The organism is Pseudomonas sp. LF020 (genome assembly GCF_053456425.1).
In genome coordinates this window covers 58,974-81,744 of sequence record NZ_JBRFIX010000011.1, presented here as the reverse complement: position 1 = coordinate 81,744, position 22,771 = coordinate 58,974, and the positions used below count along the sequence as shown (strand labels likewise).

Sequence of the window (22,771 nt, the reverse complement as noted above, 5' to 3'; positions counted from 1 at the left end):
TCCAAATCAGCCGTATGGAAGCCTGTTATGCGTTGCCTGTTGTTCGCCTGTCTGTTGCTCGGTTCCCTGCCCGCCTTTGCCGTTGATCGCTTTCAGGTCGAAGGCTATGCGCTGCCCAACGGTTTGCAGCTGTTGCTCAAGCCCGGCACCGAGCGTGGGCATGTGGCGATTCGTCTGGTGGTGGGCGTCGGTCTCGACGATTTCGATTGCGATGAAAAAGAGCTGCCGCACCTGCTCGAGCACCTGCTGTTCAGCGGCGTCGACGCCACTGGCGAAGGCGGCCTCGAGGAGCGCATGCAGGCATTGGGCGGCGAGTGGAATGCCTTCACCAGCAACGCCGACACCACGTTCGTTATCGAAGCCCCGGCGAAGAACCAGCGCAAGGTCCTCGACCTGCTGCTGGGCCTGCTGACCCAGACCCGCATCGACGACAACGCGATCAACGCCGCCAAACGCGTGGTCGAGCGTGAGGACGGCGGCCATTACACGCGCCTGCAACGCTTTCTTGACCGCCAGGATCTGGGCCACACCGCGAGCAATCAACTGGCGGTAGAGCTGGGCCTGAAGTGCCCGCAACGGGCCGAGGTCGGTCACCTGACCCAGAAGCAACTGGAGCAGGTGCGCAAGACCTGGTACGCGCCGAACAACATGACCCTGATCGTCGTCGGCGAGCTCGACAAACTGCTGCCGGCCTATCTGGAGCGCACCTGGGGCGCGCTCGAAGCGGTGGACCCGGCCGAGCACCGTGAGCTGCCGGACATCCGCACCAGCGCCGCCCATGAGCGCACCCTCACCCGCGGCTTCATCGGCGACAGCGCCAAGTTGCACTGGCTGGTGCCGGAGCCGATGCTCGACGATCAGTACGACGAGACCTTCGACATCCTCAAGGACTACCTCGACTGGGCGCTGTACCGGCAGATTCGTCTGAACCACGGTTTGTCCTACGGGCCGTGGGCCGAGCGTGAAGTGTTTGGCGGAGTGGGTTTCATGAGCCTCAACGCTGACGTGGATCGCGACGACCTCGCCGAAGCCAAACAGGTGCTGGAAGACCTCAAGGCTGACTTGCTGAAAAACGGCCTAGACCCCGACACCTTCGCCCGGATCAAACAGGCCGCCATCGCCCACCAGGCCTGGGCGGTACAGGGCAACAGCGCGATGGCCGACTACTACTGGAGCGCGCTGGGCGATTACGAGGACGGGCGCTTTGCCAACCCGGCCCGCGAGCTGCAAGGCGTGACCCTGGAAACGGCAAACAAGGCCATGCGCGAGTTGCTGTTGCAGCCGGGGTATCTGCGGATCGAGAAACCGCTGCTCAGTGATGATGAGGTGTTGTGGCTGATTGCCGGTGGCCTGGGCGTGGTGTTGCTGGTGCTGATTGGCTGGCGCTTGCATCGCCGGGAAAAACACAAAGCCAAAGGATGAGGAAATCCTGTGGCGAGGGAGCTTGCTCCCGCTGGGCTGCGAAGCAGCCCCAAAACCGACGGCTGAGTTAATTCAGGAACACCGTGCACCCAGGTTTTGCGACTGCTGCGCAGTCGAGCGGGAGTAAGCTCCCTCGCCACAGAAATAAAAGGCTTTGCTGACCGGGAGCCTCGCCACGTCGCCCGGCGGGCGGTACTCTGTCGAGGTTTTTTCCCATTCAGTCGTGAACCGCCCACATGCCGAAAATACCCCAGCTGATCCAGCGCATTCTCGAACTGATGAAGCGCTACCCCGGGGTGATTGCGCTTGGCGGTTTCATCTCCGGGGTCGGCAGTTTCATTCTGGTCGATCGCCAGCAGGGGCTGGCGAGCTGGATCACCGTCATCATGCTGCTCAGCTGGATCTGGCTGATGCTGGAAAACACCCTGACCGGGCTGTTCACGCGCATCTTCAAGCGCGAAATTCCCCAGCCGCTGCTGCGTTACGCGACGCAGATGATCCACCAGGAAAGCCTGTTTTTCGTCCTGCCGTTCTTCTTCATCACCACCACCTGGAACAGCGGCCAACTGATCTTCACCGGCCTGCTGTGCATCGCCGCGCTGATCTCGATTGTCGATCCGCTCTATTACAAATGGCTGGCGCCACGGCGCTGGGCGTTTCTCGCGTTGCACACCCTGACCCTGTTCGCCGCCCTGCTCACCGCGCTGCCGGTGATCATGCACCTGACCACCGCGCAAAGTTTCAAATGGGCGCTGGGTACGGCGGTGGTGTTGTCGTTCCCCAGTCTGGCGTCGATCTTTCCGATTCGCACCGTGCGCAACGCGCTGGCCATTCTGTGCATCACCTTCGGCATCGGCGCGGTCGGCTGGACCCTGCGCTCGTGGGTGCCGCCGGCGACGTTGTGGATGACCGACGTGGCGATCAGCACCCAGTTGCAGGATCGCACCCCGGGCGACAGCCTTGAACAGGTCAGCGCCGAGCAGATCCGCAACGGCGGTCTCTACGCCTACACCGCGATCAATGCGCCGCGCGGGTTGGATGAGCGGATCTACCATGTGTGGCAGTTCGACGGCAAAGAGGTCGACCGTATCGCCCTCGATATCCATGGCGGGCGCAAGGAAGGTTACCGGGCGTGGACGCACAAGCAGAACTTCCCCGGCAATCCGGCGGGCAAGTGGCAGGTGCGGGTGCTGACTGAAGATGGTCAGGTGATCGGCGTCCTGCGTTTCGAAGTGACGGACAGCACAGCGATCAAAGAAAAGTAATCCGGTTCGTGCTATTACGTATGCCAGCGTCATCAGCCGAACAAGCACGGAGCTTATGATCAGCAGCTCAACGAGCGGTAATGCCCAGCTGGACACCTCGATCAGCCCTGCCCGCCTGCGGGTGTCCGGGGACTGGACGCTTGCCCATTACGCCGACCTCAAGCACCTGACCGAAAAGCTCCACGGCCAGTACGACGCCAATACCGTGGTTGACCTCAACAGCCTCGGCGCCCTCGACACCGCTGGCGCTTCCCTGCTGGTGGAGCTGCTCGGTTCCGAGCGCTTGGGCAAATCCGCCGAACACCCCGACTGCACGATTTCCCAGGCTGACCGCGCGCTGTTGCAAACGGTGTATCGCTCGCTGACCGACTTCTGTGTGCCGATCAAGGAGCCGGAAGTCAGTGTCAGCGTGCAACTGCTGACCCGCATCGGGCGCGCCGTGGAAACGGTCTGGCAAGACACCCTGCAAGTGCTGGGTTTCATCGGCCTGATCCTCGAAACCATCGCCCGCAACCTGTTGCGCCCCAAGCGCTGGCGCATCACCCCCGTCGTCGCCCACATCGAACAGACTGGCCTCGACGCCGCGCCGATCGTGGCGCTGCTGACCTTTCTGGTCGGTGCGGTGGTGGCGTTTCTCGGCGCCACGGTGCTGGCCAGTTTTGGTGCAACGATCTTCACCGTCGATCTGGTGGGCTTCTCCTTTCTGCGCGAGTTCGGCGTGTTGCTCACGGCAATCCTGATGGCCGGGCGCACCGCCAGTGCGTTCACCGCGCAGATCGGTTCGATGAAGGCCAACGAGGAGATCGACGCGATCCGCACCCTCGGCCTCGACCCGATGGAGCTGCTGGTGGTGCCGCGCGTGTTGGCGATGCTGGTGGCGCTGCCGATGCTGACGTTTCTGGCGATGCTCTGCGGAATCATTGGCGGCGGTGTGGTGTGCGCGGTGTCGCTGGGGATCTCGCCGGCAATGTTCCTCTCGCTGCTACAGAGCGACATCGGCATTCAGCATTTTCTGGTCGGCCTGGTGAAGGCGCCGGTCTTTGCCTTCCTGATTGCCACGATCGGTTGCCTGGAAGGTTTCAAGGTCAGCGGCAGCGCCGAATCGGTCGGCGCGCACACCACCTCTGCCGTGGTGCAGTCGATTTTCGTGGTGATCGTGCTCGATGCGGTGGCTGCGCTGTTCTTCATGGAGATGGGCTGGTGAGTCGTCTACCCCGCGCGCCCTCGGAGGCGGTGATCGAAGTCCGTGGCCTGTGCAATCGCTTTGGCAGCCAGAGCGTGCACGAGAACCTTGATCTGGATTTGTACAAGGGCGAAATCCTCGCCGTGGTCGGCGGTTCCGGCAGCGGTAAATCGGTGCTGCTGCGCAGCATTGTCGGTTTGCGGCGGCCCAGCGAAGGCAGCGTGAAAGTGTTCGGGCAGAACCTGCCGAGCCTGTCCGAGCATGAGCGCTCGCTGGTCGAGCGGCGCTTTGGCGTGTTGTTCCAGAAAGGCGCGTTGTTCTCTTCGCTGACGGTGACCGAAAACGTCGCCCTGCCGCTGATCGAGCACGCCGGTCTGAGCCGTAACGACGCCGAGCACCTGGCGGCGGTGAAGCTGGCGCTGGCCGGGCTGCCGCTGTCGGCGGCGGACAAATACCCGGCCTCACTGTCCGGCGGGATGATCAAGCGCGCTGCGCTGGCGCGGGCCCTTGCGCTGGATCCGGACATCCTGTTTCTCGACGAACCCACTGCCGGCCTCGATCCGATTGGCGCAGCGGCGTTCGATCAATTGATCCTGACCCTGCGCGATGCGCTGGGCCTGAGCGTGTTTCTGGTGACCCACGACCTCGACACGCTCTACACCATCACCGACCGGGTGGCGGTGCTGGCGCAGAAGAAGGTGCTGGTTGCCGGCCCGATCGACGTAGTCTCGGAAACCAACGACGCGTGGATTCACGAATATTTCCACGGCCCGCGTGGCCGCTCGGCGCTGGACGCCGCCAAATTGCTTAACGAGGTCTGACATGGAAACCCGAGCCCATCATGTGTTGATCGGCCTGTTCTCGGTGATAGTGGTGGCAGGCGCCCTGCTCTTCGGCCTGTGGCTGGCCAAGTCCAGCGTCGATTCCGAGTTCAAGGATTACGAAGTAGTGTTCAACGAGGCGGTCAGCGGCCTGTCCAAGGGCAGCCCGGTGCAGTACAGCGGGATCAAGGTCGGCGATGTGGTCAACCTGCGTCTCGACCCGAAAGACCCGCGCCGGGTGCTGGCGCGGATTCGCCTGGGCGGCGATACGCCGGTCAAGGAAGACACCCAGGCCAAATTGGCACTGGCCGGGATCACCGGCACCTCGATCATCCAGCTCAGCGGTGGCACTCCAGAAAGTCCGAAGCTGCGCGGGCATGACGGCGAACTGCCGACCATCGTCGCGGCGCCCTCGCCCATTTCCCGCCTGCTCAACGACAGTAACGACTTGATGACCGGCATCACCGCCCTGATGAACAACGCCAACCAGATGTTCTCCCCGGAGAACGTCGAGCGCGTCAGCAACACGCTGGCGCATCTGGAGCAGACCACCGGTTCGATCAACGATCAGCGCGGCGACCTGCGTCAGGCCATGCAGCAACTGGCGAGCGTCGGCAAACAGGCCGGCAGCATGCTCGAGCAGACCTCGGCGCTGATGCGCAACGCCAACGGCCTGCTCAACGATCAGGGCAAGCAGGCGCTGGGCAGTGCCGAGCAGGCAATGAAATCGCTGGAACAGAGCAGCGCCACCATCAACGGCCTGCTGAGCAAGAACCAGAACTCCCTCGACAACGGTATGCAGGGCCTAAATGGCCTGGCCCCGGCGATCCGCGAACTGCGCGAGACGCTGACCTCACTGCGCGGCATTTCCCAACGGCTTGAGGCCAACCCCAGCGGCTACCTGCTGGGCAGTGACAAGAACAAGGAGTTCACCCCATGAAGCTGACTCACTTCGCCCTCCTCGCCAGCCTCGCCTTGACCAGTGCCTGCTCGATTCTGCCCAAGGCCGAGCCTTCGGACGTCTATCGCCTGCCCGCCGCACAGGCGCCCGCCTCGTCCAGTTCGGCGGCGACCCAGCACTGGTCGCTGCGCCTGAACAAGTTGCAAGCCAGCGAAGCGCTGAACCGGCCGAACATCGCAGTGATTCCCCAGGGTGATGTGATCAGCAGCTACAAGGCCTCGCGCTGGAGCGATCCGGCGCCGGTGCTGGTGCGTAATCGGCTGCTGGATGGTTTCGCCCGGGATGGTCGGGTGACGCTGCTCAGCACCGATGACAGTAACTTCGCTGCGGATCTGGAACTGGGCGGCAGTTTGCAGGCGTTTCAGACCGAGTATCAGGGCAATCAGGCCAGCGTCGTGGTGCGCGTCGATGCGCTGCTGGTGCGCGGCTATGACCAGAAGATCCTCGCCAGCCGCCGCTTTGAAGAGCGTCAGCCTCTGAATGATGTGCAGGTGCCAGCAGTGGTGGCAGGGTTTGGACAGGCCAGTGATCGGCTGACGGCCAAGGTTGTTGCTTGGGCCGTCGACCAAGGCCAGAAACTCGCCCCTCAGAGACCCTGATCGATCAAAATTGCTTTTGTGGCGAGGGAGCTTGCTCCCGCTGGGCTGCGTAGCAGCCCCCTCTTTCAGGGCCGCTTCGCGCCCCAGCGGGAGCAAGCTCCCTCGCCACAGAGAAAGTGGTTGCCCGAAGCTCTTGTGGTTAACCAAAGAACCAGTAGCACACGCCAATCGCGCCGAGCACCCCGGCCAGTTCTGCCAGCAGCGCACAGCCCACCGCATGCCTTGCCCGCTGAATCCCCACCGCGCCGAAATACACCGCCAGCACATAGAACGTGGTCTCGGTACTGCCCTGAATCGTCGCCGCCACCAGCGCCGGGAAGCTGTCGACGCCGGAAGTCTTCATGGTTTCGATCAGCATCGCCCGTGCGGCGCTGCCGGAAAACGGTTTGACCATCGCCGTCGGCAACGCATCGACAAAACGCGTATCCCAACCGGCCCACTGCACCAGGTGCCGAATGCCGTCCAGACCAAAGTCCAGTGCCCCCGAAGCACGCAGCACGCCGATTGCGCAGAGCATCGCCACCAGATACGGCAGCAGGTTCTTGGCGACGTCGAAGCCCTCCTTCGCGCCCTCGACGAACGCTTCGTAGACCTTGACCTTGCGTAACGCGCCGATCACCAGGAACAGCATGATCAGGCCGAACAGCGTCAGGTTGCCAAGGATCGACGACAGCCCGGCCAGTGCCGTGGCCGACATCGTTGCCAGCAGCGCCATGAAGCCGCCGAGGATCAGCGCGCCGGGAATCAGATAGGCCAGCACCACCGGGTCCCAGATGCGCAGGCGTTGCATGAACGCAACCGAGAGAAAACCGACGATGGTCGAGCAACTGGTCGCCAACAGAATCGGCAAAAACACCAGGGTCGGGTCCGGCGCGCCTTGCTGGGCGCGGTACATGAAGATCGTCACCGGCAGCAGGGTCAGGGAAGAGGCGTTGAGCACCAGAAACAGGATCTGCGCATTGCTGGCGATGGTCGCGCTGGGGTTGAGCTCCTGCAGCGCTTTCATGGCCTTGAGGCCGATCGGTGTGGCGGCGTTGTCCAGGCCCAGACCGTTGGCGGCGAAGTTCAGGGTGATCAGGCCCAGCGCCGGGTGCCCGGCCGGGACTTCCGGCATCAGCCGCAGGAACAGCGGTCCGAGGACTTTGGCCAGCCATTCGACGATCCCGGCCTTCTCGGCGATGCGCAGAAAGCCCAGCCACAGAGTCAGCGTGCCGAACAGCAGCACCATGACCTCGACCGAGAGTTTGGCCATGGCGAAAATGCTTTCCACCATCGCCGCGAAAATCCCGGCGTTGCCGCCGACCAGCCACTGCACCAGCGCAGATATTGCTGCCACGACGAAGAAGCCAAGCCACAGGCCATTAAGCATCAGTCAAATCCCCCGGAAGATGCGGCGAATGATAGCGGGGTCGCCAGAAACGACAAACCCCGGATTGCTCCGGGGTTTGTCTGGCCTCAATCACCTGTAGGAGCTGCCGCAGGCTGCGATCTTTAAAAGCAAGATCAAAAGATCGCAGCCTGCGGCAGCTCCTACAGAGGTTCAGCTATCAGTTCTTGGAAATCTCGCCAGCCGGCAGTTTTTCCTTGCTGCGCCAGTGCGGCAGGGAGTTCCAGTAGCGCTCGCCCTTGGCGTCGTCGTACATGCCTTCCCAACGCGCGATCACCAGCACCGCCAAGGCGTTGCCGATCACGTTCAGCGCGGTACGCGCCATGTCCATGATGCGGTCGACACCGGCGATGAACGCCAGGCCTTCCAGCGGGATGCCCACACTGCCCAGGGTCGCCAGCAGCACCACGAAGGACACGCCCGGTACGCCGGCGATGCCTTTGGAGGTGACCATCAGGGTCAGCACCAGCAGCAGTTGCTGGCTGATCGACAGGTCGATGCCGTACAGCTGGGCAATGAAGATCGCGGCGATCGACTGGTACAGGGTCGAACCGTCGAGGTTGAACGAGTAACCGGTCGGGACCACGAAGCTGCAGATGGCTTTCGGTGCGCCGTAGGCTTCCATCTTCTCGATCACGCGCGGCAGCACGGTTTCCGAGGAGGCGGTGGAGTAAGCCAGCACCAGCTCATCCTTGAAGATGCGCATCAGCTTGATCACCGAGAAGCCGAACAGCTTGGCGATCAGGCCCAGCACCACGAAGGCGAAGAAGGCGATGGCGACGTAAACCAGGATCACCAGCTTGGCCAGCGGCAGCAGCGAGGCGAAGCCGAAGTTGGCCACGGTCACCGCGATCAGGGCGAACACACCGATCGGCGCGTAGTTCATGATCATGTGGGTGACTTTGAACATGCTTTCCGAGACGCCCTGGAACATCTTCACCAGCGGCTCGCGCAGGTCCGACTGCAGGCTCGACAGACCGAGGCCGAACAGCACGGAGAAGAAGATGATCGGCAGCATTTCGCCGCGGGCCATGGCCGCGAAGATGTTCGACGGGATCAGGTTGAGGATGGTCTCGATGAACGCGTGTTCATGCTGTACTTCGGCGGCGGTCGCCTGGTACTTGGAGATATCCACCGTGCCCAGGGTGCTCATGTCGATGCCAGCGCCCGGATGGAACAGGTTGGCCAGCAGCAGGCCGACGATGATCGCGATGGTGGTGACGACTTCGAAGTAGATGATGGTCTTCAGGCCGATACGCCCGAGCTTCTTGGCGTCGCCCACGCCGGCAATACCGACGATCAGCGAGGAGATGACGATCGGGATCACGATCATCTTGATCAGACGGATAAAGATATCGCCTGCCGGTTGCAGGACGTTGCTGATCCACCAGGCCTTCTCGGCACTGAAGTGGTTGAGCAACGCGCCAATTGCAATCCCTAAAACCAGACCGATGAGGATCTGCCAGGCGAGGCTGAGTTTTGCCTTCTTCATTATCTTTACCCTTACTTGCGTTTGACTCAGGCACATGCAGCAACTGGAACGCTCTTTAGCGGAAAAGTCTGTGCATCTGCCTCCGTATAAGGTGCCCCGAAGCGCGTGTTTACGGCTCTTCGGCAGGCGAAAAAAGGCGCAACTATTCCGATGCAAGGTTGCGCCGTCTAATGCCGTAAACGCCTACCCTATGCCGAATCGGCATGAACTTTTTTAATTGAAACTGGCGTCCCAACCGGTTCGATTACGACATTTCAGCCGGCATAAGTGCCGTGAACCGGCCATCACAGCGTAGATGGGTGGTTTTTTTAACGAGAAATTTCGACGGAAATTTTAAGAAAAAGCCTACGTTTGCAGACTAGATGTCCCACTGTTCAAAGGGATTCTTTCTCGATATACGGTCGCCATGAAACACCGCGAAATGTTTTCGCGCGCAGTGTGAGGCATTCAAAGACGAGCAGGACGCTCTGGATCAATGTTTTTGCATTGGATAAAGCTCAGCGCAAGTCCGTCGAGCCACTGAGGGTCGGCGAACCTGCGTCGCAGCTTTTACCCTGACCCGGCCCTCACGCAGGCACTCCCTGTACCCGTAGGTCACTCCGACCCTGCAACAGTCAGAACGTCCCGGCCCCCTGGTCATGCGCCAGCCTTCCTCGGGTAGGCGCAATAAAGGGCAGCGGGGCGCTGCCCTCATGTTCGAATCAATACCAGTTCGGATCTTTCTTCAGCGTTTCCATCAGCAGATTCTGCATACCCTCATCCGGTTTGCCGAGGAAGCGGTAGGTGGCATGTCGCGTTGGCGACTTGTCGGCCGGCAGTCCTTCGGGCACATCGACGAGCATGGCGTATGCGTCTTTCTTGTCGAAGCTGAAAGCCACGATCAAGCGGTGGTTCAGGCACTTGTCTGCGGATTCGCAGAGCGGGCCGACCAGATACTTGTCGCCATCTTCAGTCACGGCATTCATCTGCTGGTCTGGCGTGCCGGACAGGTTCAGTACCCATTCCGGCAGGCGCTCTTCGTGCTTCACAACGCCTTGCCAGGTTTCCCGGTATTGCGGGTCGGAGCTGAGCAGCTCGTTGACCCGCGCCTGGCCATCATTGGCCGCCATCGCCATGGCACTACCGCCCAGAAGCAGGGCGGCTGCCAGTGTCTTTAAAGCAATCATCGTTAACCTCGGCCGCGACGGCCAAAGAAGAAGGAAGCGATGAACATCACCAGGAACACGACAAAGAGAATCTTGGCGATACCCGTGGCGGTGCCCGCGATACCACCGAAGCCCAGTACGGCGGCGATGATGGCAATGATCAAGAATGTAATTGCCCAGCTCAACATGGTGATTCTCCTTACTTCTCTATTTAGGGATATTGCGTGTTCCGGCGCGATGCGCCTGAATTCTTCGGTTCGTCAGAAAACCCAGCGCTCTTCACGTGGCAGTTGATCCAGCGGCTGCGGCTGATCGACATCCATCATGCGCATCGAGGCGCTTTCGGCCTGACTGCTGCTGACGGCGCTGAAGTGCGTCTGCGTGCTGTGCTGCATCGAGATCAGTGGCTCAGGCTTGCGGCTGTTTTCCCAGCTCAGGTATTGCTGGCAGGCGATCAGGGTGATGAGCAGTGCAAGTACGCCAAACAGGCCTTGCTGGATATGCAGTGGCGAGATACGCACTTGGGCGGCACGTTGGCGAGTCATCCTGGGTTCCTCACTCTTATTCGGTTGGGGCAGTGGAATCTGCCCGGGCTGAATGAGGTATTGCAGGCTGCATGCCAGTTTTTTATTTAAAAAATAATCAATAAAATCAATGAGTTATAAGTGATGGAAATTAAGCGATAGAAGCATCCTGCACGATGGGTCATCTACGGTCGTGCGAAATGCATGATTATTTCGTAGGAGATTTCATTCTTATGGAATTGAGAGCACGTCGCGGATGTCAGAAAAGTACGCAGGGAACCCTCTGCAAATCGGTGATTGTTTAAAAACTCAACAAAATCAATGGATTGGCCGTCAAGGCAGGAGAGAGCTACCCTCCTATGGCTCGCATCGTTCAGAATCAACCATGCAACTTGCCCGATTTTTCCGGGACTAACCGAAGATCAATCACTATGGAGCGTAGGAAAAATGGAATCTGCCACTGAGCATCAAGGCCGCATTCTGCTGGTGGACGACGAGTCCGCCATCCTGCGAACCTTTCGTTATTGCCTCGAAGACGAAGGTTATACGGTGGCCACCGCCAACAGCGCGGCTCAGGCCGAGGCATTGTTGCAGCGCCAGGTGTTCGACCTGTGCTTCCTCGATTTACGTCTGGGTGAAGACAACGGTCTAGATGTGCTGGCGCAAATGCGCGTTCAGGCGCCATGGATGCGGGTGGTGATCGTCACCGCGCATTCGGCGGTCGATACCGCGGTGGACGCGATCCAGGCGGGCGCCGCCGACTATCTGGTCAAACCGTGCAGCCCCGACCAGTTGCGTCTGGCTACCGCCAAGCAGCTGGAAGTGCGCCAGCTCTCGGCGCGTCTGGAAGCCCTCGAAGGCGAGATCCGCAAACCCAAGGACGGCCTCGACTCTCACAGCCCGGCGATGAAAGTGGTGCTGGAAACTGCGCGGCAGGTTGCCGGTACCGACGCCAACATCCTCATCCTCGGCGAATCCGGCACGGGTAAAGGGGAACTGGCCCGGGCCATTCATGGTTGGAGCAAGCGCGAGAAGAAATCCTGCGTGACCATCAACTGCCCGTCGTTGACCGCAGAGTTGATGGAAAGCGAGCTGTTCGGTCACAGTCGCGGTGCGTTTACCGGCGCCAGCGAAAGTACGCTTGGTCGAGTCAATCAGGCGGACGGTGGCACGCTGTTTCTCGACGAAATCGGCGATTTTCCGCTGACTTTACAACCGAAGTTGCTGCGTTTTATTCAGGACAAGGAATACGAGCGGGTAGGGGACCCAGTGACCCGTCGTGCCGATGTGCGGATTCTCGCCGCGACCAACCTTAATCTCGAAGACATGGTGCGCGACGGGCGCTTCCGTGAAGACCTGCTGTATCGCCTCAACGTGATCACCCTGCATCTGCCGCCATTGCGCGAACGTGCCGAGGACATCCTGACCTTGGCCGACCGCTTCCTTGCGCGCTTCGTCAAAGAGTACGCGCGCCCGGCCCGAGGCTTCAGTGACGAAGCGCGAGAGGCGCTGCTGGGTTATCGCTGGCCGGGCAATATTCGCGAGCTGCGTAACGTGGTGGAGCGGGCGAGCATCATCTGCCCGCAGGAACGCGTGGAAATCAGCCACCTCGGCATGGCCGAGCAACCGGCGAACAACGCCCCTCGAGTCGGCGCCGCGCTGAGCCTCGATGAACTGGAAAAAGCCCACATTGGCGCGGTGCTGGCGACGGCGGGCACTCTGGATCAGGCAGCGAAAACCCTGGGCATCGACGCGTCGACCCTGTATCGCAAGCGCAAGCAGTACAACCTGTGAGCGCCCGACGATGAAGCTGGCGATGAAGTTGCGCACGCGCTTGTTTCTGAGCATTTCTGCGCTGATCACGGTCGCCTTGCTCGGGTTGTTGCTCGGGCTGGTCAGCGTGATGCAGATGGCCGGTACTCAGGAAGCGACGATCCGCAGCAACTTCGTGACCCTCGACCTGGGGCTCAAATTGCGCCAGACCCTCGGCGACCAGTTGGTGCTGATGCTGGCCGAGAAACCCGATCCCGCCGCGTTCGAAGCGTCAAAGCAGCATTACCTGCAATTGCTCGATGAAGGCATTTCGCAGGAGGCAGACGACGATGGTCACCAGTATGGGTTTACTCAGGCCAAGGCCGACTACCTGAGTTTTCTCCAGGCGTTCGAGCTGTCGCGTGATCCGGGCAATGTGCTCAGCGGCAACAGTGACCTCAGAGAACGCTTCAACATTTTGCGCAATGGTTTGATTGCCGAGCACAAGCATGCGCTGGACAACATCAACGCGGTCCAGCATCACGCCCGGGAGCGAGCGCTGCTGGTCGCCGGCCTGCTGGGACTGGTAGGGCTGGCGGTGTTGATCATCGGCTTTGTCACCGCGCATGCGATTGCCCGGCGTTTCGGCGCGCCGATCGAGGCGCTGGCGCAAGCGGCGGACAACATCGGCCAGGGCAATTTCGAGGTGACGCTGCCGATTTCCTCGGCGATGGAAATGAACCAGTTGACCAAGCGCTTCGGGCTGATGGCCGAGGCGCTGCGCGAGCATCAGGCGACCAACGTCGACGAACTGCTGGCCGGTCAGCAGCGCTTGCAGGCGGTGCTCGACAGCATCGACGATGGCTTGCTGATGATCGACCGCGAAGGGCATCTGGAGCACCTTAATCCTGTGGCCCAGCGTCAGTTGGGCTGGGACAGTGACCGTCTTGGCCAGGGTCTCGGCAGCGCGCTTGAGCGCCCGGAGCTCGACGCACAGCTGCAACTGGTGCTGCGCGGCGGCACCCTTGAGCGCGCTCCGGAAGATTTGAGCATCGAGGTCGATGGCGAATCACGCTTGCTGACCTACAGCCTGACGCCGGTCAGCCACACTCAGGGGCATATTCTTGGTGCGGTGATGGTGCTGCACGACGTCACCGAGCAGCGCGCCTTCGAACGCGTACGCAGCGAGTTCGTGCTGCGTGCCTCCCATGAGCTGCGCACACCGGTCACCGGCATGCACATGGCGTTCGGGCTGTTTCGCGAGCGGGCGAAGTTTCCCCCGGAGTCACGTGAGGCGGACCTGCTCGACACGGTCAATGAAGAAATGCAGCGCCTGATGCAGTTGATCAACGACTTGCTTAACTTCTCGCGCTATCAGAACGGCCTGCAGAAACTCACCCTGGCGCCGTGCTCCATTGAAGATTTGCTGGAACAGGCGCAGTCGCGCTTCGCTGATTCGGCGGCGGCCAAGGGCATTGCCTTGAACGTCGAAGTGCAGGGGCCGTTGCCGCGCCTGCAGGCCGATCAGGCGCAACTCGACCGGGTGCTCGACAACCTGATCGACAATGCCCTGCGCCACACCGCTCGTGACGGGCAGATTCGCCTGCAGGCGCGCCGGCATGGCGAGCGGGTGATCATCAGCGTCGAGGACAACGGCGAAGGCATTGCCTATGGGCAGCAAGGGAGGATTTTCGAACCTTTCGTGCAGGTCGGGCGCAAGAAGGGCGGCGCCGGCCTTGGCTTGGCGCTGTGCAAGGAAATCGTCCAGTTACATGGCGGACGCATGGGCGTCTATTCGCGGCCGGGGCAGGGCACGCAGTTCTACATGGCGCTGGCGGTCTAGGCTTCGTCATCCAGCCGGCGTCCGGCGAGGCGCCGTCCGCGGGTGATCAGTTCGATGAACTGCACCGCACTCAAGGCCTGGGCGAACAGCCAGCCCTGACCGAACTTGACCCCCTCACTGCTCAGAAACACGGCTTGCGCTTCGTGCTCGATGCCTTCGGCAATCACCTTCAGATCCAGTGCCTGCGCCATGTGAATGATGTGCGGAGCAACGCCGCTGCTGGCCGCGTCGTGACCGAGTGCGTCGATGAAGGCCTTGTCGATCTTCAGGCAATCCACCGGCAACGTCTGCAGGTAGGCGAGGCTGCAATAACCGGTGCCGAAATCGTCGATCAACACCTGATGCCCGACATCGCGCAAGGCTTGCAGGTTCTCCCGCGCCACCACCACGTCGATCAGCCCGCGCTCGGTGACTTCGAAGGCAATCTGCCGCGCTGCGACCCGGTGCAGGGTCAACAGCCTGGCCATGACCTGGCCGATGCGCGGCACCATCACGTCGCACGCCGCGAGGTTGACCGAGATGTACAGCTGCGGATTGGCGCGCAGCACCGGCCCCAATTGTTCCAGCAGCCGTTGCAGGACGAAATCGGTCATCTGCCGAATCTGCCCGGTGTTTTCCGCCAACGGAATGAACAGGTCGGGGCTGGTCAGCGTGCCATCCGGGCGGCGCCAGCGCAGCAGGGCTTCGGCGCCCACGCAATTGCGGCTGTCGAGGTCGAAGATTGGTTGATACAGCACTTGCAGCTCGCCACGCCGAATCGCACCCTGCAGCTCGGCGTCCAGTGACTGGCGCTGGCGCACCAGCAGAAACACGAAGAATCCGGCAAACGCCCCCAGCAGCAGGCAGGCTGGCACCATCCACCACCAGACGGTGGGAATGTGCATGCCGCTGCGCGGGGTGATCAGCACCAACTGGTATTCCGGATTGTTGGTCGGCATGCGGTAGATCAGCCGTGACTGGGTGACTTGCAGGGCTTCGCGGCTCTTGGGTGGCCAGGTTTCGCTCGGTGGCCAGGTCTGCGCGGTGCCGAGTACCGGAATCGCTCGCTTGCCGTGATCCAGTACCACCAGCAGGCTGCTGTCCGGTGGCAGGTCGACCATGTCGGTCAAATGTCCGCGGGAGGTTGCGACACGGAAGTTGCCGCGCCCGAGCATCAGCGCCGCGCGGTTTTCATCGGGTTCGGTGGTGGTATTGAGCCAGTAGCTGTAAGTCGGGCCCTTGATGTCCGGCGCGCGGACGACCGACAGCCCTTCCTGCCGGGGGCGGTTGGAGCAGATCCGCGAGCCGTCCATGTAGGCCGCTTCATAGACGAAGCGATAGTTGAAAGTGACCTGTTGCAGGGTGGCGATCATTTCCTCATCGCAACTGCGCAACGGCTGTGCCTGGAGGTCATCGAGACTTTCGCGCAATTGCCCGAACAGTTGCTCGAGGCGGGCCAGAAAACGCTCGCCCTGAGCGTTCATCTCCTGACTCTCGTTCTGTTCGATCTGGCGCATGGCGACGAACATTCCGCCGGCGATCAGCAGGCTTGCACTGAGGACAGCCGCGATCATCGCCAAAAACCACGGGCGATAAAACCAGCTACGCAGCGTCGCTCGGGTAGCAACCATCATGGAATATCCGAAGAATTACCAATGAGTTATAGCTGCTGATTTCGATTTCGCCCTGACCGTCGGGCGGGCGTCATTATTTTGTCTGATTGAGTACCAGCAACAACGCGGCTGTTTGCGCGTCCGGCAAACCGTCGAAACGGGAAGGGCGGAAGTGCATCTGGAACGCTGCGAGCACATGGCGCGTCGCTACATCCAGCTCGCCGGTTTGCGCGGTGTCATAACCGACACGCGCCAGTTGTTCCTGGAACCAGCTAATGCTCGGCAGTTCGGCGTTGAATTGCACTTGTTGCCGGGCTACCGCTTGTTCGTTGGGCCATACGCCGAGACCCTCGGCGGCCAGACGCTTCCATGGGAACAGTGGGCCGGGGTCGAGTTTGCGCAGGGGCGCGATGTCGCTGTGGCCGATGATATGGCGGGGGCTGATGCCCTGACGCTGGCTGATGTCCTTGAGCAGGACGATAAGCGATTGAATTTGCGCTTCGCTGTACGGGTACCAGAGGCGCCCGGTCGGCGTGTCCTTGAAGCCTGGATTGACGATTTCGATGCCGATCGAACTGGAGTTGAGCCAGGTACGGCCCTGCCATTGGCTTTCCCCGGCGTGCCAGGCGCGCTGGTTTTCATCCATCAGTTTGTAGATGGTGGCGCTCTTGTCGTCGCCGATCAGGTAGTGGCTGCTGACTTCGCCGTGGGTCAGCAGTTGCAGCGAACGCGCGAGCGACGCCGAGGTGTAATGCACGATCACGAACTGCACGCGGCTGTCGTGATTGGCCGAAGGATGGCTGGTGTCGTAACGCGGGCCGCTGGCACAACCGGCCAGAACGAGCAGCGACGCGAGAAGGCTAAAAAATTTCATGGCAGGAGACAGTACACGCAAGACAGTAATGCAACAGTGTAACGTACTGCCTCGGATCTCGACGGCCGGCGGGCTGAATTAAACAAAATGGAACAATTGCTCAGCCCAGCTCGACCCGGTTACGTCCGGCATTTTTCGCCCGGTACAGCGCCTGATCGGCTCTTTTGAGCACCAGATCGCTGTGTTCTCCCGTTTTGAACGACGCCAGGCCCATGGAAATGGTGATCGTCACCCGTCCACCCTTGAAGTGAAACGGACAGGCTTCGATGGCCGCACGCAGGGATTCCAGCAGTTTGGCGCCCACGGCCGGCGTGGTGGCCGGCAACAACAGCACGAACTCCTCGCCACCAAAGCGAGCAATGAAATCCGCAGCGCGCAGGCGTTTGCGCAGCACCGTGGCGATGATCTTCAGCACTTTGTCACCGGCCAGATGGCCGTAGTTGTCGTTGATGCGCTTGAAATGATCGAGGTCGAGCATCGCCAGGCTCAAGGTATTGCCGTGTTGCTGCCACTGTTTGATCTCGTGTTCCAGCCGTTCGCTCCAGGCGGCGCGGTTGGGCAGGCCGGTGAGTGGGTCGATCAGGGCTTTCTGCCGTTGTTCTTCCAGGTGTTCGCGGAAACCCAGGGCTTCCTGCTCCATGTGCGCCACACGCTCGGCCAGGCCTTTGAGGCGCGCTGCCACTTCCTGCTCGCGGGCATCGCGTTGTTTCTGGTGCTGGTCCATGGTGCCGAGCAGGCCTTCGAGGTGGTTCTCCAGCACTTGCTTGAGATCATCCAGATCGGCTGCTTCCTGCACGCTGGTCTGCAAGCCATCGACCTGTTCGCGGATTTGCGTGTCCATCGCCCGCGCCGCCGAGCTGTTGTCGGCGTGGCCCTCGCTGGCGGCCTGCAGGTTGCTCTGGAAGGCTTCGAGACGTTCGTTGAGTTGCTGCAGATAAGCTTCGAATTCGTGCTGGCCGCTGTCGGTGATTGCCAGCATCAATGTCGCAAGATCATCGAGAATCGGCAGCAATTCATACCAGTTCAGGCCATTTTTCAAGCGATCGCGCATGGCCTCGGCCTGCGGGCGATGGCGTTCGGGCAGGGTCAGGTCATCGAGTAGCCCGATCAGCGTATCTTCGATGTGTTTGGCCACCGAGCTGTAAGACGGCTCCGGCGAGTCGGGCAGGGCATACAGAATGTCCTGCTCGGGTTGCTCCGGATCGATGGCGGCCAAGGCCTGGGCAATCGGTTCGGGCAGGGGCAGGCTGTCGAGGAGCAACGGCGCCGGGATGTCGCCCGGGTGGATCAACTCGTCGGGGTTGAACTCGGCAGCAGGCGCTGACGCTGTGATCGGGGTGATCGGCCATTCGGCTTCAGGTTCAGCCGCTGGCAGTGCAGTCGCAGCAACGGGTTCGCTGATCGGCTCGGCAGCAATGACCGGAGGCACGAACGCGAACACAGGTGATTCGGCTTGGGGTTGCACTGCTGGCGTTTGCTTATGCTCGGCCTCTGGTGGTTGCGCGATGGCCGCTGCGGTTGGCGCGGGTACCGGCTCCAACGCAGGTTCAGCATGGCTCGGCGCTGGCGCCTGAGGTTGATCCGTGGCCTCTGGCGTCCCTTCACTGTCACGGCTGCCAAACAGGCGCTGCAAAAAGCCCGGCCGGTCGGGCTCGGGCGGCGTTTCCAGCTGGCTCAATGCCTTGCCCTGCAAACCACTGAGTTCGCTCAGCAGCAGCGGCATTTCCCGCGCCTGGCCGACCCGACTGTCGAGTTGCTTGGCGAATTTCTTCAGCGGTTGGGCGACCTCTCGCGGCAGCGGCAAGGCTTGCAGCTGGGTGACCAGCGCGGTCAGTGCGGTGCTGACCTGATCGATTCGGGTTTCGCGGCGCTGCTCGGAATCGAGCACGGCTTTTTCCAGACGCGGCAGCAAGGCGGCAAGACCGGCGTCCATGTCGTCGGTGCGCACCACCTCGCGCATCTCTTTCATGCACTGATCAACGACCTTGTCGGTGCCTTCAGCGGCCAACGTGCTGCGCACCAGGCCACGACGCAGCAAGTCCAGCCGGGCGGCCCAGCGGCGTTCGAGCTTGTCCTGTTGTTCGATGCTTTTGAGGTACTTCTCTTTCCAGCGCTGGGCGTCATCGCTCATTCAGGGGTTCCGCGAGGGGCAGGACTCAACGCGGGCAATGCATCGGCCGTGAGCGAACCCGGCAGACGAATCTCTACCGCGACCGGCAGGTGATCGGAAATGGGTTGGGCCAGCACTTCGACCTTTTCCAGGGTCAGGGTCGGGCTGAGCAAAATATGATCAAGGCATCGCTGCGGCCGCCAGCTGGGAAACGTGGCTTGCATCTGCGGGGCCAGCAGGCCGAGATCGCGTAACGGTGACTGTTGTAGCAGATCACTGGCATGGGTGTTCATGTCGCCCATCAATATCTGGTGCTTGTAGCCACTGATCAGGTCACGAATATAGGCCAGTTGCAGGCTGCGTACCCGTGCGCCAAGCGCCAGATGCATCATCACCACCACGAGCGCCTCCGGACCTTCGCCGAAACGCAGCAGGATCGCGCCGCGACCTTTCGGGCCGGGCAGCGGATGATCTTCGATCGCCCACGGCTTCAGGCGACTGAGCACGCCATTGCTGTGCTGGGCCAGTCGGCCGAGGTTGCGATTGAGTTGTTGATACCAGTAGGGGAAGGCGCCGAGATGGGCCAGGTGTTCGACTTGATTGACGTAGCCTGAACGCAGGCTGCCGCCATCGGCCTCCTGCAGCGCGACCAGGTCGAAGTCGCCAAGCAGGTCGCCGATCTTTTGCAGATTGCCAGAGCGCCCGGTGTGCGGCAGCAGGTGCTGCCAGCTGCGGGTCAGGTAATGCCGATAGCGCTCGGTGCTGATGCCGACCTGGATATTGAAACTGAGCAGGCGCAGACGATGGTCTGCGGGCAGGCCCGTGGACTCCAGGTGATGCTCGTTGACCTGCGGATCATGCAGGCCAACGATCTGTTCGGTACCCCAGCGGCGCATGGCGGTAACCGCGCTTAGTTGGCAGCTGCCTTGTTGGCCGCTCGCTCTTTGGCGACCAGTTGGTCAGCCAGCTTCAGGGCTTCTTCGGCACCACCGGCAGAGCCGATGTCGAAGCGGTACTTGCCGTTGACGATCATGGTCGGAACGCCACTGATCTCATACTTCTTGGCCAACTCTTTGGCTTTTACGATCTGGCCTTTGATGGCGAACGAGTTGAAAGTTGCGAGAAACTTGTCTTTGTCGACGCCTTGGGTAGCCAGGAATTCGGCCATTTCCTGTGGGTCGGTCAGGCGCTTGTGTTGCTTCTGGATGGCTTCAAACACGGCAGCGTGAACCTTGTGCTCGACACCCATCGCTTCCAGGGTCAGGAACATCTGGCCGTGAGCATCCCACGGGCCGCCGAACATTGCAGGAATACGCACGAAGTTGACGTCCGATGGTAATTTCTCAACCCATGGATTGATCACCGGCTCGAACGCGTAGCAGTGCGGGCAGCCGTACCAGAACAGCTCCACCACTTCGATCTTGCCTGGTTCTGCCACCGGCACCGGGTTGGCCAATTCGACGTAAGGGGCGGCGGGTGCTTCGGCAGCCTGGGCGGTCACGCCGAACAGGCTGGCAGCGACGAGAGCGGCGCTGATGATCAGATTACGCATGCTTTACTCCTGGACAATTTTGGTCGCCTCGCGCGACCTGTTTTCAGACAGATCCTGGCGGGCATGAGTTCTGTAGTGTAACGGCAGCGGCCACAAAAAAGGGCGGCCAAAGCCACCCTTTTTATACTTGCTGCGACGGATTAATCGAGCGTTAACGTTGCCCGAGTTCTATCGCTGCCATGTGCGGTCTCAGTGCAGACCTTGAATGTAGGTGGCGACTGCGGCGATGTCTTCATCGCTCAGTTTGCGCGCGATGGTGCGCATGGTCATCGCGTCGCCATCGTTGCTGCGGCCGGCGGCCGGGTCTTCCTTGCGGAAGTCGGTCAGTTGCTTGGCGATGTATTGCGCGTGCTGGCCACCCAGGTGCGGGAAACCGGCGGCGGCGTTGCCGGCACCGTTCGGCGAGTGGCAGCCGGTGCAGGCCGGCAGGCCTTTTTCCAGGTTGCCGCCACGGAACAGGGCTTCACCACGGGCGACGATTTTTGGATCAGCGGCGCCGACGCTGCCTTTCTGGCTGGCGAAGTAGGCGGCGATGTCGGCCAGATCCTGATCGCTCAGGTTGGTCAGCAGGCCCGTCATCTCCAGAACGGTGCGCTTGCCCGACTTGATGTCGTGCAGTTGCTTGGTCAGGTAGCGTTCACCTTGACCGGCCAGTTTCGGGAAGTTTGGCGCCATGCTGTTGCCATCCGGACCATGGCAGGCCCCGCATACGGCGGCTTTGGCCTGGCCGGCGGCGGCATCGCCGGCAGCATGGGCGAAGCCTGAAATTCCCACGGTCAACAGCAGACTCACGATCAATTTGTTCATCAGCTAATCCAACTACGGCTAAGGGTTAAGAGTTATGGACCGGGCTTACTCTTGCTCATCCAGAGGATGATGGCTCGGTAATCCTCGGCACTGCAGTCCATGCACAAACCACGCGGCGGCATCGCCTTGAAACCCTGGGTCACGTGTTGCACCAGCGTCTCCATACCTTTCGCCAACCTCGGCGTCCAAGCTGCCTGATCGCCTCTTTCGGGCGCCATGGGTAGTTGGCCGGAATGACAGGCACCACAAACACGGTTGTACACGGCTTCCGGTTCCTGTGTAGCCTGTGCGCCGCAAAGCGGTATCAGGACTCCGGCAGCCAGCAGCCATTTCGTCATAAAACGACCTTTTCAGGGTTGAGAGCGTTCTGCGTTCTGATGCGCAATCAAGGTCTTTGGCTCTCGTGAACTTCATCCTTCGCTGGGACAAAGCACACACAAAATCTGCGGCATTATATACTGGCGTCACTGAAACGGAAGCGACACCGCGTTCCGCGCCCAATCCCGGCGCCGCCCACATCGGAAATCCCATGCAACTCAAGAATCCCATCCTCGGCCTGTGCCAACAGTCCACGTTCATGCTCAGTGCCGCCAAAGTCGATCAATGCCCTGACGACGAAGGCTTCGAAGTGGCATTCGCCGGTCGTTCCAACGCCGGCAAATCCAGCGCACTGAACACCCTGACTCACGCCAGCCTGGCGCGCACCTCGAAAACCCCGGGTCGCACACAGCTGTTGAACTTCTTCAAGCTAGACGATGAACGGCGTCTGGTCGACCTGCCGGGCTACGGTTATGCAAAAGTACCGATCCCGCTCAAGCAACACTGGCAGCGTCACCTCGAGGCTTACCTCGGTGGCCGCGAGAGTTTGAAGGGTTTGATTCTGATGATGGACATCCGTCATCCAATGACCGACTTCGACCTGCTGATGCTCGACTGGGCGGTTGCCGCCGGCATGCCGATGCACATCCTGCTGACCAAGGCCGACAAACTGACCTACGGCGCCGCCAAGAACACGCTGCTCAAGGTGCAGGCGGAAATCCGCAAGGGTTGGGGTGATCTGGTGACGATCCAGCTGTTCTCCGCACCAAAACGCATGGGCCTGGAAGAGGCCTACACTGTGTTGGCAGGCTGGATGGAATTGGCGGACAAGGGCGCCGAAGCGGCGACCGAGGCAGAATAAGGGAATTTCAAAACTGTCTGTGGTGCTGCCAGGCAAGGCAAAAGCGCTGGTAAAAAGCGGAGTTTAGGGAACCTAAATGAGCATTTTTAACTGCGCTTTTAACGCAGTCTGGCTGCGCCACAGGCAGTTTTTGGGCAAAAAAAGCCCCGGACTTCATATGGGGAGGGAGAAGTTCCGGGGTTCAAGTTCCGAACCGCTAGGGCGGGGTTCAGATATCTGCCAACACTTAACACAACATAGGAGCATCGAAGGGCTTCACCAG

The 22,771-nt window shown here is 61.0% G+C and carries 21 protein-coding genes; 9 read left to right on the top strand and 12 right to left on the bottom strand.

Annotation, left to right across the window (positions count from 1 at the left end):
- The first annotated feature begins 27 nt into the window (after positions 1 to 27).
- The 6 genes from ACU680_RS23330 (at position 28) to ACU680_RS23305 (ending at position 6,251) form a co-directional block, all read left to right on the top strand.
- The gene (locus ACU680_RS23330) at positions 28 to 1,422 is read left to right on the top strand and encodes a M16 family metallopeptidase (RefSeq protein ID WP_448180613.1); all 1,395 of its coding nucleotides are present in this window, start codon (positions 28 to 30) and stop codon (positions 1,420 to 1,422) included.
- A gap of 236 nt (positions 1,423 to 1,658) precedes the next feature.
- Entirely contained in the window at positions 1,659 to 2,687 is a 1,029-nt protein-coding gene (locus ACU680_RS23325) for a DUF5924 family protein (protein ID WP_367082248.1), read from the top strand.
- Positions 2,688 to 2,742: 55 nt separating this feature from the next.
- Positions 2,743 to 3,891, top strand: a complete 1,149-nt coding sequence (locus tag ACU680_RS23320; protein WP_329696846.1) for an ABC transporter permease — start codon at positions 2,743 to 2,745, stop codon at positions 3,889 to 3,891.
- A complete protein-coding gene (locus ACU680_RS23315; RefSeq protein ID WP_440973726.1) occupies positions 3,888 to 4,691 on the top strand; it encodes an ABC transporter ATP-binding protein in 804 nt (267 codons plus the stop codon). The genes ACU680_RS23320 and ACU680_RS23315 overlap by 4 nt, the downstream gene beginning before the upstream one ends.
- Before the next feature lies 1 nt (position 4,692).
- Positions 4,693 to 5,631 carry an MlaD family protein gene (locus tag ACU680_RS23310; RefSeq protein WP_448180612.1) on the top strand — a complete coding sequence of 313 codons (939 nt, stop codon included), beginning with the start codon at positions 4,693 to 4,695 and terminating at the stop codon, positions 5,629 to 5,631.
- Positions 5,628 to 6,251 carry an ABC-type transport auxiliary lipoprotein family protein gene (locus tag ACU680_RS23305; RefSeq protein WP_367082254.1) on the top strand — a complete coding sequence of 208 codons (624 nt, stop codon included), beginning with the start codon at positions 5,628 to 5,630 and terminating at the stop codon, positions 6,249 to 6,251. The genes ACU680_RS23310 and ACU680_RS23305 overlap by 4 nt, the downstream gene beginning before the upstream one ends.
- A 139-nt stretch (positions 6,252 to 6,390) precedes the next feature.
- Here the strand turns inward: ACU680_RS23305 and ACU680_RS23300 are convergent, their stop codons facing one another.
- The 5 genes from ACU680_RS23300 to ACU680_RS23280 form a co-directional block, all read right to left on the bottom strand.
- A complete protein-coding gene (locus ACU680_RS23300) occupies positions 6,391 to 7,620 on the bottom strand; it encodes a nucleoside recognition domain-containing protein (RefSeq protein ID WP_338800435.1) in 1,230 nt (409 codons plus the stop codon).
- Positions 7,621 to 7,798: 178 nt separating this feature from the next.
- Positions 7,799 to 9,130: a glutamate/aspartate:proton symporter GltP gene (gltP, locus tag ACU680_RS23295; RefSeq protein ID WP_367082256.1), complete on the bottom strand. Its 1,332-nt coding sequence runs from the start codon at positions 9,128 to 9,130 to the stop codon at positions 7,799 to 7,801.
- A 701-nt stretch (positions 9,131 to 9,831) separates the two neighbouring features.
- The gene (locus tag ACU680_RS23290; RefSeq protein WP_400762600.1) at positions 9,832 to 10,296 is read right to left on the bottom strand and encodes an inhibitor of vertebrate lysozyme family protein; all 465 of its coding nucleotides are present in this window, start codon (positions 10,294 to 10,296) and stop codon (positions 9,832 to 9,834) included.
- Positions 10,297 to 10,298: 2 nt separating this feature from the next.
- On the bottom strand, positions 10,299 to 10,463 hold the full coding sequence (locus ACU680_RS23285) for a DUF1328 domain-containing protein (RefSeq protein ID WP_003177151.1): 165 nt from the start codon (positions 10,461 to 10,463) through the stop codon (positions 10,299 to 10,301).
- A gap of 72 nt (positions 10,464 to 10,535) precedes the next feature.
- A complete protein-coding gene (locus ACU680_RS23280; protein WP_258677587.1) occupies positions 10,536 to 10,820 on the bottom strand; it encodes a hypothetical protein in 285 nt (94 codons plus the stop codon).
- A gap of 426 nt (positions 10,821 to 11,246) precedes the next feature.
- On the opposite strand from ACU680_RS23280, the gene algB reads away from it, so the two are divergent.
- Complete coding sequence (gene algB / locus ACU680_RS23275) at positions 11,247 to 12,593, top strand: sigma-54-dependent response regulator transcription factor AlgB (protein WP_003220286.1); 1,347 nt, start codon at positions 11,247 to 11,249, stop codon at positions 12,591 to 12,593.
- Positions 12,594 to 12,603: 10 nt separating this feature from the next.
- A complete protein-coding gene (locus ACU680_RS23270) occupies positions 12,604 to 14,394 on the top strand; it encodes a KinB sensor domain-containing domain (protein WP_448180611.1) in 1,791 nt (596 codons plus the stop codon).
- Here the strand turns inward: ACU680_RS23270 and ACU680_RS23265 are convergent.
- The 7 genes from ACU680_RS23265 to ACU680_RS23235 all read right to left on the bottom strand — a co-directional run bounded on the left by ACU680_RS23265 (position 14,391) and on the right by ACU680_RS23235 (position 21,667).
- Positions 14,391 to 16,004 carry an EAL domain-containing protein gene (locus ACU680_RS23265; protein ID WP_448180651.1) on the bottom strand — a complete coding sequence of 538 codons (1,614 nt, stop codon included), beginning with the start codon at positions 16,002 to 16,004 and terminating at the stop codon, positions 14,391 to 14,393. The genes ACU680_RS23270 and ACU680_RS23265 overlap by 4 nt on opposite strands.
- 76 nt (positions 16,005 to 16,080) lie before the next feature.
- The gene (locus tag ACU680_RS23260) at positions 16,081 to 16,860 is read right to left on the bottom strand and encodes an N-acetylmuramoyl-L-alanine amidase (protein ID WP_367082262.1); all 780 of its coding nucleotides are present in this window, start codon (positions 16,858 to 16,860) and stop codon (positions 16,081 to 16,083) included.
- Positions 16,861 to 16,960: 100 nt separating this feature from the next.
- Positions 16,961 to 18,991, bottom strand: a complete 2,031-nt coding sequence (locus ACU680_RS23255; protein WP_448180610.1) for a diguanylate cyclase — start codon at positions 18,989 to 18,991, stop codon at positions 16,961 to 16,963.
- Complete coding sequence (locus tag ACU680_RS23250; RefSeq protein ID WP_448180609.1) at positions 18,988 to 19,866, bottom strand: endonuclease/exonuclease/phosphatase family protein; 879 nt, start codon at positions 19,864 to 19,866, stop codon at positions 18,988 to 18,990. Before ACU680_RS23250 ends, ACU680_RS23255 begins: the two co-directional genes overlap by 4 nt.
- A gap of 14 nt (positions 19,867 to 19,880) precedes the next feature.
- On the bottom strand, positions 19,881 to 20,522 hold the full coding sequence (locus tag ACU680_RS23245) for a thiol:disulfide interchange protein DsbA/DsbL (protein ID WP_448180608.1): 642 nt from the start codon (positions 20,520 to 20,522) through the stop codon (positions 19,881 to 19,883).
- Between the two features lie 189 nt (positions 20,523 to 20,711).
- Positions 20,712 to 21,329 carry a c-type cytochrome gene (locus ACU680_RS23240; protein WP_329696838.1) on the bottom strand — a complete coding sequence of 206 codons (618 nt, stop codon included), beginning with the start codon at positions 21,327 to 21,329 and terminating at the stop codon, positions 20,712 to 20,714.
- Between the two features lie 32 nt (positions 21,330 to 21,361).
- The gene (locus ACU680_RS23235) at positions 21,362 to 21,667 is read right to left on the bottom strand and encodes a c-type cytochrome (RefSeq protein WP_329696837.1); all 306 of its coding nucleotides are present in this window, start codon (positions 21,665 to 21,667) and stop codon (positions 21,362 to 21,364) included.
- Positions 21,668 to 21,858: 191 nt separating this feature from the next.
- Here ACU680_RS23235 and yihA point away from each other — a divergent pair, with 191 nt between their 5' ends.
- The gene (gene yihA / locus ACU680_RS23230; RefSeq protein ID WP_007962753.1) at positions 21,859 to 22,509 is read left to right on the top strand and encodes a ribosome biogenesis GTP-binding protein YihA/YsxC; all 651 of its coding nucleotides are present in this window, start codon (positions 21,859 to 21,861) and stop codon (positions 22,507 to 22,509) included.
- The last annotated feature ends 262 nt before the right edge of the window (positions 22,510 to 22,771 follow it).